The 12517-nt window shown below is 70.4% G+C and carries 11 protein-coding genes; 3 read left to right on the top strand and 8 right to left on the bottom strand.

Annotation, left to right across the window (positions count from 1 at the left end; genetic code table 11):
* The first annotated feature begins 38 nt into the window (after positions 1 to 38).
* The gene (locus SACAZDRAFT_RS15925) at positions 39 to 1403 is read left to right on the top strand and encodes an aldehyde dehydrogenase family protein (protein ID WP_050983474.1); all 1365 of its coding nucleotides are present in this window, start codon (positions 39 to 41) and stop codon (positions 1401 to 1403) included.
* Here the strand turns inward: SACAZDRAFT_RS15925 and SACAZDRAFT_RS15920 are convergent.
* The 3 genes from SACAZDRAFT_RS15920 to guaB form a co-directional block, all read right to left on the bottom strand.
* The gene (locus SACAZDRAFT_RS15920; protein ID WP_050983473.1) at positions 1400 to 3124 is read right to left on the bottom strand and encodes a GMC family oxidoreductase; all 1725 of its coding nucleotides are present in this window, start codon (positions 3122 to 3124) and stop codon (positions 1400 to 1402) included. The genes SACAZDRAFT_RS15925 and SACAZDRAFT_RS15920 overlap by 4 nt on opposite strands.
* A 66-nt stretch (positions 3125 to 3190) precedes the next feature.
* The gene (locus tag SACAZDRAFT_RS15915; RefSeq protein ID WP_005443393.1) at positions 3191 to 4324 is read right to left on the bottom strand and encodes a GuaB3 family IMP dehydrogenase-related protein; all 1134 of its coding nucleotides are present in this window, start codon (positions 4322 to 4324) and stop codon (positions 3191 to 3193) included.
* A 55-nt stretch (positions 4325 to 4379) separates the two neighbouring features.
* On the bottom strand, positions 4380 to 5921 hold the full coding sequence (guaB, locus tag SACAZDRAFT_RS15910) for an IMP dehydrogenase (protein ID WP_005443391.1): 1542 nt from the start codon (positions 5919 to 5921) through the stop codon (positions 4380 to 4382).
* A 108-nt stretch (positions 5922 to 6029) separates the two neighbouring features.
* Here guaB and SACAZDRAFT_RS15905 point away from each other — a divergent pair, with 108 nt between their 5' ends.
* Positions 6030 to 6416, top strand: coding sequence for a DUF5319 domain-containing protein (locus SACAZDRAFT_RS15905; RefSeq protein ID WP_040927791.1), 387 nt, complete (start codon positions 6030 to 6032; stop codon positions 6414 to 6416).
* 66 nt (positions 6417 to 6482) lie between these two features.
* On the opposite strand, the gene SACAZDRAFT_RS15900 is transcribed toward SACAZDRAFT_RS15905, so the two are convergent.
* The 4 genes from SACAZDRAFT_RS15900 to SACAZDRAFT_RS15885 form a co-directional block, all read right to left on the bottom strand.
* A complete protein-coding gene (locus SACAZDRAFT_RS15900) occupies positions 6483 to 7535 on the bottom strand; it encodes an anti-sigma-D factor RsdA (RefSeq protein ID WP_005443389.1) in 1053 nt (350 codons plus the stop codon).
* Positions 7535 to 8107, bottom strand: a complete 573-nt coding sequence (locus tag SACAZDRAFT_RS15895) for a sigma-70 family RNA polymerase sigma factor (RefSeq protein WP_005443388.1) — start codon at positions 8105 to 8107, stop codon at positions 7535 to 7537. The genes SACAZDRAFT_RS15900 and SACAZDRAFT_RS15895 overlap by 1 nt, the downstream gene beginning before the upstream one ends.
* 310 nt (positions 8108 to 8417) lie before the next feature.
* Positions 8418 to 9014: a response regulator transcription factor gene (locus SACAZDRAFT_RS15890; protein ID WP_003073605.1), complete on the bottom strand. Its 597-nt coding sequence runs from the start codon at positions 9012 to 9014 to the stop codon at positions 8418 to 8420.
* Positions 9015 to 9154: 140 nt separating this feature from the next.
* Positions 9155 to 10102 carry a hypothetical protein gene (locus SACAZDRAFT_RS15885; protein WP_005443387.1) on the bottom strand — a complete coding sequence of 316 codons (948 nt, stop codon included), beginning with the start codon at positions 10100 to 10102 and terminating at the stop codon, positions 9155 to 9157.
* A gap of 299 nt (positions 10103 to 10401) precedes the next feature.
* On the opposite strand from SACAZDRAFT_RS15885, the gene SACAZDRAFT_RS22570 reads away from it, so the two are divergent.
* Positions 10402 to 10704 (top strand): WhiB family transcriptional regulator, encoded by a 303-nt coding sequence (locus tag SACAZDRAFT_RS22570; RefSeq protein ID WP_005443384.1) that lies wholly within the window; start codon positions 10402 to 10404, stop codon positions 10702 to 10704.
* A gap of 137 nt (positions 10705 to 10841) precedes the next feature.
* Here the strand turns inward: SACAZDRAFT_RS22570 and groL are convergent, their stop codons facing one another.
* The gene (gene groL / locus SACAZDRAFT_RS15875) at positions 10842 to 12449 is read right to left on the bottom strand and encodes a chaperonin GroEL (RefSeq protein ID WP_005443382.1); all 1608 of its coding nucleotides are present in this window, start codon (positions 12447 to 12449) and stop codon (positions 10842 to 10844) included.
* Positions 12450 to 12517: the final 68 nt, after the last annotated feature.

Below are 12517 nucleotides of genomic sequence, written 5' to 3'. Positions count from 1 at the left end.
ACGAGCGATTCCCCCAGGTGGCGGTTACGGTCACGCGCATGGAGCCGATGGAGGCGGTCACACCGCGCCCCCGGGCTGCGTGGATCGGCGGACGACCGGAGCCCGGCGAGGAGACCGCTCCCGTCCGCCACGCCTACGACGGCACCGAGGTCGCCACCGTCTCCCTCCCCAGCGCAGCGCAGGTGGAACGCGCCGTGGCGGGTGCCGCGCGTTTCGCGGGCGAAACGCGGTCGGTCCCCGCGCACGCCCGCGCTGCCGTGCTCGACCGGCTCGCTCGGGCCGTGGAGTCCCGCGCCGACGAGTTCGCCGAGCTCCTCACCGCCGAGGCCGCCGCGCCCCTGACTCTCGCCGCCACCGAGGTGCGGCTCGCGGTCGCGACGTTGCGGCACGCGGCGCGTTTCGCGGGCGAAACGTCGTCCCGCGCCCACCTGGACGGCCCGGACGCCCCGGGACACCCCGACCGACCTGCGGTGCGGGTCACCCGGCAGGTCCCGCGCGGAGTCGCGCTCGGCCTCGTCTCGCCGCATCGTGCGCTGGCGAGCACGTCCGTCGCGGTCGGCGCGGCTCTCGCCGTGGGTACGCCCGTGGTGGTGGTGCCCACACCCCGCGCCGCGCTGTCGACCCTCGCGCTCGCCGAGACCCTCGCCGACGTCCTCGCCACGACGGCCTTGCCCGCCGGTGTGTTCTCGGTGCTGCCCGCCCGCGCACCCGACCTGCTCGTCGGCGATCCCCGCCTGTGCCCGATCACCACACCCGCCGGGCGCTCGCGGGTCACCGTGCTGCCCGACTGGCCCGACGTGTCCGACGCGGCCGCGGCCGTCGCGGCCTCCGTCGTCGACTGGGAGGGCCGATCACACCTGCCTGTGCGCGACGTCGTGGTGCACGCGACGAGCGCGGAACGCTTCGTGGAGGCCCTCACCGCCGCGCTGTCCGCACACCGTGTCGGCGATCCCTACGACGCCGCGGTCGCGGTCGGGGCGTTGCCCGACGAGGACGCCGCCCGCCGCACCCTGGCCTGGGTCACCGAGGCGCGATCGCGAGGCGCCGACGTCCCGCTCGGGGGTGAACGGACGGGCACCGTCGTGCACCCCACCCTGGTCACGGGCCTGCCCGTCGAGGCGCTACCGGAGCGCGTCGCCCTGGGGCCCGTCGTCACGGTGTCGGTGGCGGACACGCTCGACACCGCCCTGGCGGCGGGACTGTGCCCGCCCGGACCCGCACCACGAGCCGTCGGCGTGTTCACGCGCGACCTCGACCTCGCACAGCACGCGGCGGAACGGACGACGGCCGGCCAAGTCGTCGTCGGCGACGTTCCCCGGCGACGTCCCGGCGACGTCCGCGACGCCGCCCGCGCGCTCCGCCGCGAGGTCGTCACGGTGCTGGCCGTGGGCGGGCGCCCCTAGTCGCGCACGCGTGCCGAACGCAACGCGGCCGGGGCGTGCGCCGGCACGGCGGGCGCCTTCGGCGGCACCGGGTCGAGACGCCGGTACGGCTCCCCCTGCTTCGGCCGCATGTCGGCCTCACCCTTGTTGGGCCACAACGAGAACGCGCGTTCCGCCTGCGCGGCGATGGTCAGCGACGGGTTCACGCCCAGGTTGGCCGTGATCGCGGTGCCGTCGACGACGTGCAGGTTCGGGTAGTGGAACACCCGGTGATACGGGTCGATCACCCCGCTGTCGGGGTCCGTGCCGATCGGCGCACCGCCGATGAAGTGCGCGGTGAGCGGGATGTCGAACACCTCGCCCCACGTGCCGCCCGCGATGCCGCCGATGTGCTCGGCCGTCCGCTGGTTCGCCTCGTGACCCGCCGGGATGAACGTCGGGTTCGGCGCGCCGTGCCCCTGCCGCGACGTGTACCTGCGACGGCCGAACCAGCCCTTCTTCGTGTAGGTGGTGATCGAGTTGTCGAGACTCTGCATCACCAGCAGGATCACCGTTCGCTCGCTCCAGCGGTACCCGTTCAACAGCTTGAGCGTCTGCAGCGGGTGCTTGCGGACGAAGCGCAGCACCTGCCTCCACCGAGACACCTCCGACGCGCCGTCGGTGGCGACGGTCTGCAGGAGGCTCATGGCGTTGCTGCCCTTGCCGTAGCGCACGGGCTCGATGTGGGTGTTCGGGTCGGGATGGAACGACGACGTGATGGCCACGCCGCGGCTGAAGTCGCGGTCCGGGTCGACGCTGGTCCGACCGGCGCCGACGATGGCCTCGGAGTTGGTGCGCGTCAGCTCACCCAGTCGCGAGGACAGGCGCGGCAGCACACCCTTGTCACGCATGTCGTGCAGCAGACGCTGGGTGCCCCAGGTTCCCGCGGCGAAGACCACGTGGGCCGCGGTCAGCGTGTGCCGGAACCGGCGCGACACCGTCCCCGTCTTGCGGAGGTCCACCTCGTACGTGCCGTCGCCGCGCGGACGCACGGCCGTCACCGTGGTCAGCGGGATCACCTTCGCCCCACCCTGTTCGGCCAGGTAGAGGTAGTTCTTCACGAGCGTGTTCTTGGCACCGACCCGGCATCCCGTCATGCACGCACCGCACTCGGTGCAGCCGACCCGGTCGGGGCCCACGCCCCCGAAGTAGGGATCGGACACCCGCTCGCCCGGTGTACCGAAGTACACGCCCACCGGTGTGGGCCGGTAGGTGTCGGCCACCCCCATGTCGGCGGCGACCTTCTTCATGACCTCGTCCGACGGGGTCACCGTGGGGTTGGTGACCACGCCGAGCATCCGGCCGGCCTGGTCGTAGTGCGGCGCGAGTTCCGACTCCCAGTCGGTGATGTGGGCCCACTGCCGGTCGGTGTAGAACGGCCGCAACGGCCGGTACAGCGTGTTGGCGTAGACGAGCGAGCCGCCTCCGACGCCCGCGCCCGCCAGCACCATCACGTCCTTGAGCAGGTGCACCCGCTGGATCCCGAAGCAGCCGACGCTCGGCGCCCACAGGTAACGGCGGAGATCCCACGACGTCGAGGCGAACTCGTCGTCGGCGAACCGGCGACCGGCCTCCACCACCGCGACGCGGTAGCCCTTCTCCGTCAACCTGAGTGCGGCCACGCTGCCGCCGAAACCAGACCCGACGACCACGACGTCGTAGTCCACGTCGCGGTCCACACCGTGAGTGTTACGCCCAGTCACAGGCAGAGCGTAGACCGGGCACCCCTGTTCTGACCAGAGGTAAGTTACTCGCGAGTTGGGATCGGCTCAGGCGCGAACCGCGAGCCCGACCTTCTGGAACTCCTTCAGGTCGGAGTAACCCGTCTTCGCCAGCGCACGGCGCAGCGCACCGAACAGGTTCACCACACCCTCCGGATCCGACGACGGCCCGTGCAGCAGCGTCTCCAGATCCACGTCGCGGCTCGGCCCCTCGGCCACCCGGGACCGCGGCAACGACGGGTGCGCGGCCGCCGCCGTCCAGTACAGCCCCTTGCCCGGCGACTCCGTAGTGGCCGCGAGCGGCGCACCGAGCATCACGGCGTCGGCCCCACAGGCCACGGCCTTCGCGATGTCACCACTGCAGGTCACCCCGCCGTCGGCCAGCACGTGCACGTACCGGCCCCCGGTCTCGTCGAGGTAGTCCCGGCGCGCCGCCGCCGCGTCGATCACCGCGGTCGCCATCGGCACGCCGATGCCGAGCACCTTGTCCGTGCTGGTCACGCCGGGCGTGTGACCGTGTCCGACGATCACACCCGCCGCGCCCGTGCGCATCAGGTGCATGGCCGTGCGGTAGTCGCTGACACCGCCCGCGATCACCGGCACGTCCAGGTTGGAGATGAACTCCTTGAGGTTCAGCGGGTCGCCGTCGCGTGCCACGTGCTCGGCCGACACGATCGTGCCCTGCACGACCAGGATCTCGACCCCCGCGCTCAGCAACACCGGAGTCAGCTCGGCGGCGTGCTGGGGGCTGACCCGGGCCGCCACCGTCACACCGGAGTCGCGCACCGTGCGGATCGCCTCGGTGAGCAGCCCGTTCTGGATCGGCGCCGAGTGCAACTCCTGCAGCAGCGCACCCAGCTCGCCCCAGTCGGCACCCCGGCGAGCGGCGTCCACGACCCGCGCGAGGGCCTTGTCCGCGTCGGCGTGCCGCGCCCACACACCCTCGGCGTTGAGCACGGCCAGCCCACCGAGCTTGCCGATCGACACCGCCGTCTCCGGCGAGACCACGGCGTCGGTGGGGTGGGTCACCAGCGGCAGGTCGAATCGGTACGCGTCGATCTGCCAGGCGGTGGAGACGACCTTCGACGACCGCGTGCGCCGCGACGGCACGATCTCGATGTCGTCGAAGCCGTACGACCGCCGGGCTGTCCGGCCCATGCCGATCTCGACCAGATCCCGCACGTGAAATCCCTTCTGTTTCTTCGGCCCTGAGGCCGACGTCGAGGTGAGAGGCGAACTACCGGGAGGTGTAGTTCGGCGACTCCACCGTCATCGTGATGTCGTGGGGGTGGCTCTCCTTCAACCCCGCCGACGTGATGCGCACGAGCTGCGCCCGCTGCAGCTCGGCGATGGTCGCGGCACCCGCGTAACCCATGCCGGAACGCAGCCCGCCCACGAGCTGGTGCACCACACCGGCGAGCGGGCCACGGAACGGAGTCCGCCCCTCGATGCCCTCGGGCACGAGCTTGTCCTCGGACAGCACGTCATCCTGCGCGTAGCGGTCCTTCGAGTACGACCGGCCCCCGCCCCGCGACTGCATCGCTCCGAGCGAGCCCATGCCGCGGTAGATCTTGTACTGCTTGCCGTTGACGAACACCAGCTCACCCGGCGCCTCCGCGGTGCCCGCCAGCAGACTGCCGAGCATCACCGACGACGCCCCGGCCGCGATGGCCTTGGCGATGTCACCGGAGTACTGGATGCCGCCGTCCCCGATCACGGGGACCCCCGCGGGCCGGCACGCCTTGTCGGCCTCGTAGATGGCCGAGATCTGGGGCACACCGACACCGGCCACGACCCGCGTGGTGCAGATGGAGCCGGGACCGACGCCGACCTTGACGGCGTCCGCACCCGCGTCGACGAGTGCCTGCGCGCCCGCCCGCGTGGCGACGTTGCCACCGACCACGTCGACGGTGTCGCCGAGCTCCTTCTTCAGGCGGGTGACCGTCTCCAGCACGCCACGGGAGTGCCCGTGCGCCGTGTCGACCATGAGCACGTCGACGCCCGCGTCGGCCAACACCATGGCGCGCTGGTACCCGTCGGCGCCCACGCCCACGGCGGCGCCCACGACCAGCCGGCCGTCGGTGTCCTTCGTGGCGTTCGGGTACTGCTCCGTCTTGACGAAGTCCTTGACCGTGATGAGGCCGCGCAGCTTGCCGTCACCGTCGACGATCGGCAGCTTCTCGATCTTGTGGCGCCGCAGCAGCCCGAGTGCCGCGTCGGCGGTGACACCCACCTGCGCCGTCACCAGCGGCGCCTTCGTCATCACCTCGCGCACGGGCTTGCTGTAGTCCACCTCGAACCGCATGTCGCGGTTGGTGATGATGCCGACGAGCGCGCCCGAGGCGTCCGTCACCGGCACACCGGAGATGCGGAACCGAGCGCACAGCTCGTCCACCTCCGCGAGGGTGTCGTCCGGCGAACACGTGACCGGATCGGTCACCATGCCGGCCTCGGAACGCTTGACGATCTCGACGGCCTGAGCCTGTTCGTCGATCGGGAGGTTCCGCTGCAATACGCCCAGACCACCCTGCCGAGCCATGGCGATGGCCATGCGCGCCTCGGTCACCGTGTCCATCGCCGCGGACACCACGGGGATGTTCAGCCGCACGTTGCGGGTCAGGTTGGTGCTCGTGTCCACGCCGCTCGGGATCACGTCCGACTCGGCGGGCAGCAGCAGAACGTCGTCGAACGTCAGGCCCAGCATCGCGAACTTGTCCGGGACTCCACCGGCCTCCTCCGACACGGAGGACGGACCTGCGGGCACGGTGTCATTCGTCATGAGTGGAGCTGACCTTCCTCGGCAGGATGAACCGTCCACGGGACCGCGGACCCTTTAATCGATGGTATCTGGACGCAACCCGGGGACGGCCCGGTACCGTGCTGGATCGTGCCACACGAAGTGTTGCCTCCGGATCCGTTCGCCGACGACCCGAACGACCCAGCCAGGGAGTTCGCGGCGCTCGATGAGCCCGCTGCCGAACCGATGAGCCCCGAAGAGCGCTCCGAGCTCCTCGCGGACCTGTCGGACCTCACGGTCTACCAGGCACTGCTGGAGCCGCGGGGAGTGAGGGGCATCGTCGTGGACTGCGGCGAATGCGAGCAGCCTCACTACCACGACTGGCATCTGCTCCGGGCGAGTCTCGAACAACTGCTGGCCGACGGGCACATGCGCCCCCACGAACCGGCCTTCGACCCGAACCCCGCGCTCTACGTCACCTGGGACTACTGCCGCGGGTTCGCCGACGGGATCACCGCCACCGAGAACGCCCACTGACGGTCGCGTCGCCCGAACGCCCTCCCCTCGCGGAGGGCGTTCGTCGTCTGTGGGGCCTCGACCGGCTCAGCCGGTGAGCCCCCACCCCTCCCTGGAGACCGACGTGTCGGACCGGCTGCCCGACTCGTCCTCGCTGGGGCTGTCCTCGGTGGTCGTCGGCGGCGACGTCGGCTCCGTGGACGACGGCGGCTCGGTCGTGGGGATCGAGGACGTCTCGTCCAGCTCGGGCGGGACGCTGTGCTGCGACGACTCCGGCACCGAACCCGACGGCGTGGACGTGTCCGGTTCCGCGGTGCTCGACGTGGCGTGAGACGACGAGTTCGGAGGGACCTCGGGCGCGTTCTCCGGCTCGTCGAGCTGGGCCATCAACTCGGTGTGCCGCGCACGCAGCTTCGCGAGCTCGTCCTCGCCGGTCACACCCTGGAGCGCCTCCTCGGCCTCGTCCAGAGCGGCCCGCGCGTCCTCGTAACGCTGCTGCGCGATGGCCAGGTACGCGGCCTCCAGGTCGGTACGCACGGACGCCGCGGCCTCCACCGACCGCGCGTGGTCGGCGTACAGCACCTTGCTGAGGCCCCACAGCGTGTCGCCGGGCTGCGCGTCTCGCGCCGCGAGAGCCGTCCCGGTGAAGCCGATGGCCAGCACGGCGGCGGCCGCGGCCACGGGAACGAGCATGCGCCTGCGGCTCCGGCCCCGCGCGTTGCGCGCGACGGCGGCGGTCTTGACCGTGGTGACGGCCGTGTCGGTGTCGACCAGCTCGGGAAGGGCCTCGCTGTCGACGTCGCGCCGCCACGCGAGCAGCAGTGCGCTCAGTTCGTGGTCGCCGAGGCCGTCGGCGACCCGGGAGTCCGCCCCGCCGAGAGCGTCGAGCAGCGCGTCGTCGGCCTGGATGGAGGAGAGATCGGTCAGCTCGGAGTCGGCCCGCTCGGCCTCCTGTCCGGCGGTGAGGTCGGTCTCCGAGAGGTCGGCGGAGTCGAAGGGTGTGCCTGACTCGCGCGACGTCGCGGCGTCGTCGCGGCCGTCGACCCCGGACTCGGCTTCGTGCTTGTGGTTCTCGTGGTTGTCGTTCTCGTGGTTGTCGTTCTCGTGGTTGTCGCCGTCAACACCGTCGCGTTCCGTCATCAGACCACCTCCTCAGCGGCCAGCGCCTTGCGTAGCCGCGCGAGGGCGCGATGCTGGGCGACCCTGACCGCCCCGGGCGTCGAGCCGACGGCGTCCGCGGTCTCCTCCGCGGACAACCCGACGACGACCCGCAACACCACGATCTCGCGTTGTTTGTCCGGCAGAACCTGCAACAACTGCGACATCCGTTCGTTCAACTCACCCTGCAGAGCGCGCTGCTCGGGGCCGACGTCCCCCTCGACCTCGTCGGGGACCTCGGCGACCGGCTCCGCGCGGTTGCGGGACGCGGCACGATGCGCGTCGGCGACCTTGTGCTGGGCGATTCCGTAGACGAACGCCAGAAAGGGGCGGCCCTGGTCACGGTACGAAGGCAATGCCGTGAGCACCGCGAGACACACCTCCTGGGCGACGTCGTCTGCCGAAGCGAACGTGCGCTCCTGCCTGCCAACTCTGGCGCGGCAATACCGCACCACCAGGGGACGGATAGCGGCCAGTAGCCGCTCGACCGCTTGAGGATCTCCCTCGACAGCGGCGGCGACCGACTCGTCCAGCCCATCCCCCACGTTTGCCATCGCAGACAACAGTCCCGGTGTTACGTCTAGGCGTGCATAAACAACGGCGTGCGGCTGTCGAAACCGTCGCCACCACGCCGGTGACACCTACCGTACCTGCCGGGACCGCTCGATATCGTCGACGGTCGGTGTCGGGTTTCCCGCACGACGCGACCAGCGACGACGGACCGCACCTCAGTGGTCGACATGTCGACGATCATCGGCTTTCCGAGCACGGGTCGTCCCCACAACGTGACACGCCACACCGGCGTGCCGGCGTGGCGTGTGCGGGGGGATCAGGGACACTGCGGAGTTGGCGACACCGACCCATTCAGGAGACGAGACCGCGTCGGAAGCCGTGCGCGACGGCCTGAGCACGGTCGCGCACGCCGAGCTTGCGGAACAAACGGCGGGCGTGGGTCTTCACGGTGTCTTCGGACAGGTAGAGCTCGCGACCGATCTGCCCGTTGCTCTTGCCCTGGCTCATCCCACGCAGCACCTGCAGCTCGCGCTCGGTGAGCTGGACGCCAGGGTCGGAGGGCTGACGGGGCGCGGGCACGGACGTGCTGGCGAGCGTGTGAGCGAGCGCGGCGACGAGCTCGGGACGGGAAGCGTCCCACCTCAGGTAGCCGCGAGCACCGCCGGCGATGGCGGCAGCGATGCTGCCGGCGTCGTCGGGGGCGCCGAACACGATGACGTTCGCCTGCGGGTTGGCGGAGACCAACCGGCGGGTGGCCTCGACACCGGTCGGCACAGCACGCTGCGTGCCCACGAGCACGACGTCGACGGGCTGGCGGGAGTACCGGGCGAGCAACTCGTCACCGTGCGCTACGCAGTCGATGCGACTGACGCCGGGAACAGCGGACATCACGCGCGTGAGTCCTTCGCGGACACTGCGTCGGTCGTCGCAGATCAAGACCGTCGTCACAGGGGTTCCTTCCTGCAGCCGGGTGACATTCCTCTTCCCCTATCGGACGCTTTAGGTGTCACCTTGACACGATCCGGTGGCTTTTTTTGGAGAAATCTTCGCCCAGATGTCGGCATGGCCCCTCTCGCCCAGGAAACGGCCTAGATCGGCACCCATGGCGAGTCGAGGGCCAACCGCCGTCCCACCGGATCGGTGGACGCGAGCAACGCGTTCAACTCATCAGTAGTTTTGGAGCGGTTCCAAACTGCCTGTTCGTGTTCCGTTTCGAGATCGGCAAGAAGTGCGTGAGCGGGCCACACCAGTGACCGCCATCCGTTTTGCTCGGCCGACGCCAATGCCGATTCCACGAGCTCCCGCGCGCGCTCGCCGTCCCCCGTTTCGCGACGAGCCGCCAACGCCGCCCCGAGGATCAGACCCGACTTGGCGGCGTGCCGGCCCGCCCGTTTTTCCCGCGAGGCAGCCAGAGCGCGTTCCGCGGGCGAAACGCTGTCGGACGGCCGCCCGGACGCGAGGGACAGCTCCGCGCGCACCCACCCGAGTCGCACCTCGGCACGCCAGCCCCCACCGACGGCCACCACCGCGGCGGCTCTCCTCAAGAGCACCTCCGCCTCGACCAGCCGGCCCAGTCCGAGATGGTCGGCGGCCAGCCCGATCAAGGCGTCGGCGAGTGCGCCGGAAACGTCCAGGCCATCCGGATCGTCACGCTCCCACCCTGCTGAGGCCGCCCCGCCCGCCTCCCGGACCTCGCCGGCCTCGATCGCCCTGCGCAGGGCCAGACCGTCGAGCCGCAGGGCGGCGGCATGCCCACCGAGCTGCCGCCGGTGCGACGCGAGGGCCGACGCCGCCAGCGAGGCCACCACCGCGACACGGTGGCGGGTCAACGGCTCCAGCAGCGCCGCCGCCGCGGCATACCGACCGCACGCGCCGTGCACCACCGCCTCCAGCCACTGCCGCACCTGCGGGGCGTGCGCGGACGACGGGGACCGCCGAAGGGCTCCCGGAGGCTCATCCGACTCCTGGCCCCCCTCCGGCACGGAGGCGCTTCCACCGAACGCGGCGGTTCGCAGCACTTTTTCGACGATCGGCATGCCCTCATCGTGACCCGGACGAGTGCACGACAGCACAGCGGGTAGGGCCCTTTTCATCCTCGAAATACAACTGGATCACCTGGTGAAACTCGCCCGAGTGAAACGATTGCACCATTTTTGGGCGCCGTGTCACCGATCACAGTAGACGGACACGCCTATCGGCTGATTCCACTGACAGGCCTTGAACATTCGCCGGATGGGCTTCTAGCGTTACGGCCGTTGCACCAAATGGAGTAGTCGCACTACGACAACTGCACAATCCGGCCGCGTGGTGCCGGATATCGGAGGCGGTCACGAAAATGGCAGACACGCGCAGACTCCCTGGCCCGAACGCGGATGTTTGGGACTGGCAACTGGAGGGAGCTTGCCGGGGGATGGACAGCGGCTCGTTCTTTCACCCTGACGGGGAGCGGGGGCCGGCACGAGCGCGAAGGGAGGCCCGGGCGAAGGCGATTTGCCACACCTGCCCGGTACTCCAGCTGTGCCGGGAGCACGCACTCGCCGTCCACGAACCGTACGGCATCTGGGGTGGACTGTCCGAGTCCGAACGAGACGCCATCATCCGGTCGCAGAAGCGGTCACTCACGTTGACCGCACGCTGATCGGCACTCGCGGGACGTTCCCCTCCCGCACCGAACTCCGTCCGGGAAGCTGGGCGAGTGACCCGGGCGGACACACGAACGGGCGGCACTCACCGCGAGTGCCGCCCGTTCGTCGTCTCTCTACGCTCGCCGGGTGATCAGTGAGCGTGGCCGTGACCGGCCGCGTCGTCGTCCTCCTCAGGCTTCTCCACCACCGAGCTCTCGGTGGTGAGCACGAGCCGGGCGATCGACGCCGCGTTGGACACCGCCGAGCGAGTGACCTTGACCGGGTCGATGATGCCCGCGGCGAGCAGGTCGGTCAGCTCGCCCGTGGCGGCGTTGAGCCCCTCGCCCCACTTCTGCTCGCTCACCTTGGACACGATGACGGCGCCCTCGTGGCCCGCGTTGCTGGCGATCCAGTACAGCGGTGCCGTCAAGGACTCGCGCACGATCTTGACGCCGAGCGCCTCGTCCCCGGTCAGGCCAAGGTCGTCGAGCTCCTTCGCGATGTGCGCGAGAGCCGAGCCACCGCCGGGCACGATGCCCTCCTCGACCGCGGCCTTGGTGGAGGCCACCGCGTCCTCGATGCGGTGCTTGCGCTCGCTCAGCTCCGTCTCGGTCGCCGCGCCCACCTTGATGACCGCGACACCGCCGCCGAGCTTGGCGAGGCGCTCCTGGAGCTTCTCGCGGTCCCAGTCGGAGTCGGTGGTCTCGATCTCCTTGCGGATCTGCGCGATGCGGGCCTGAAGGTCGTCCTTCGTGCCCGCGCCGTCCACGATCGTGGTGGTGTCCTTGGTGACCTCGATGCGGCGGGCCTTGCCCAGCACCTCGGTCCCGACCTCGGACAGCTTCAGGCCGACCTCGCTGGAGATCACCTGGGCGCCCGTCACCACGGCCAGGTCGTCCAGGAACGCCTTGCGGCGGTCGCCGAAGAACGGCGCCTTGACGGCCACGGCGCTGATCGTCTTGCGCACCGAGTTGACCACCAGGGTGGACAGGGCCTCGCCCTCGACGTCCTCCGCGATGATCAGCAGCGGCTTCTTGGCCTCGGCGACCTTCTCCAGCAACGGGAGCAGGTCGGCCAGCGCCGAGATCTTCTCGCGGTGGAGCAGCACGAAAGCGTCCTCGAGGATCGCGCGCTGCTCCTCGGGGTTGGTGGCGAAGTGGGCCGACAGGTAGCCCTTGTCGAACTGGACGCCCTCGGTGATGTCGAGCTCGGTGGCGAGTGTCGACGACTCCTCCACCGTGATGACGCCGTCCTCGCCGACCTTCTCGACGGCCTCACCCAGCAACGCACCGATGTTGGCGTCGCGGGAGGTGACCGTGCCGACCTGCGCGATGTTGTCGCGTCCCTTGACCGGGGTGGCCTTGGACTTCAGCAGCTCCACGACCTTCTCGGCCGCGGCCTCGATACCCCGGCCGAGCGCGGCGGGATTGGCGCCGGCGGCCACGTTGCGCAGGCCGACGTTCACCAGCGCCTGCGCGAGCACCGTCGACGTCGTGGTGCCGTCGCCGACCACGTCGTTGGTCTTGGTGGCGACGTTCTTCGCCAGCTGTGCGCCGAGGTTCTCGAACGGGTCGTCGAGCTCGATCTCACGCGCCACGGTGACACCGTCGAGGGTGACGGTGGGGCCGCCGAACTTCTTGTCCAGCACGACGTGACGGCCACTCGGGCCGAGGGTCACCTTGACGGCGTCGGCGAGCTTGTTCACCCCGCGTTCGAGCGCCCGACGAGCGTCCTCGTCGAAGTTGATCTGCTTAGGCATGGGGAAACCTCTCTAGAGAAAGGCGAAACGCCCCGGTACCCCGGCGTGTGCGGGGGCCCGGGGCGTTT

Origin of the sequence: Saccharomonospora azurea NA-128, from assembly GCF_000231055.2 — a bacterium.
In the GTDB taxonomy this organism is placed as follows: Bacteria; Actinomycetota; Actinomycetes; order Mycobacteriales; family Pseudonocardiaceae; genus Saccharomonospora; species Saccharomonospora azurea.
This window is presented reverse-complemented; position numbering and strand designations above follow the sequence as displayed.

Coding starts and splice junctions, on each gene's coding strand:
- SACAZDRAFT_RS15925 (WP_050983474.1), top strand. CDS start 39: ATGGAGCCGATGGAGGCGGTCACACCGCGCCCCCGGGCTGCGTGGATC.
- guaB (WP_005443391.1), bottom strand. CDS start 5,921: ATGACGAATGACACCGTGCCCGCAGGTCCGTCCTCCGTGTCGGAGGAG.
- SACAZDRAFT_RS15900 (WP_005443389.1), bottom strand. CDS start 7,535: ATGACGGAACGCGACGGTGTTGACGGCGACAACCACGAGAACGACAAC.
- SACAZDRAFT_RS15895 (WP_005443388.1), bottom strand. CDS start 8,107: ATGGCAAACGTGGGGGATGGGCTGGACGAGTCGGTCGCCGCCGCTGTC.
- SACAZDRAFT_RS15885 (WP_005443387.1), bottom strand. CDS start 10,102: ATGCCGATCGTCGAAAAAGTGCTGCGAACCGCCGCGTTCGGTGGAAGC.
- SACAZDRAFT_RS22570 (WP_005443384.1), top strand. CDS start 10,402: ATGGCAGACACGCGCAGACTCCCTGGCCCGAACGCGGATGTTTGGGAC.
- groL (WP_005443382.1), bottom strand. CDS start 12,449: ATGCCTAAGCAGATCAACTTCGACGAGGACGCTCGTCGGGCGCTCGAA.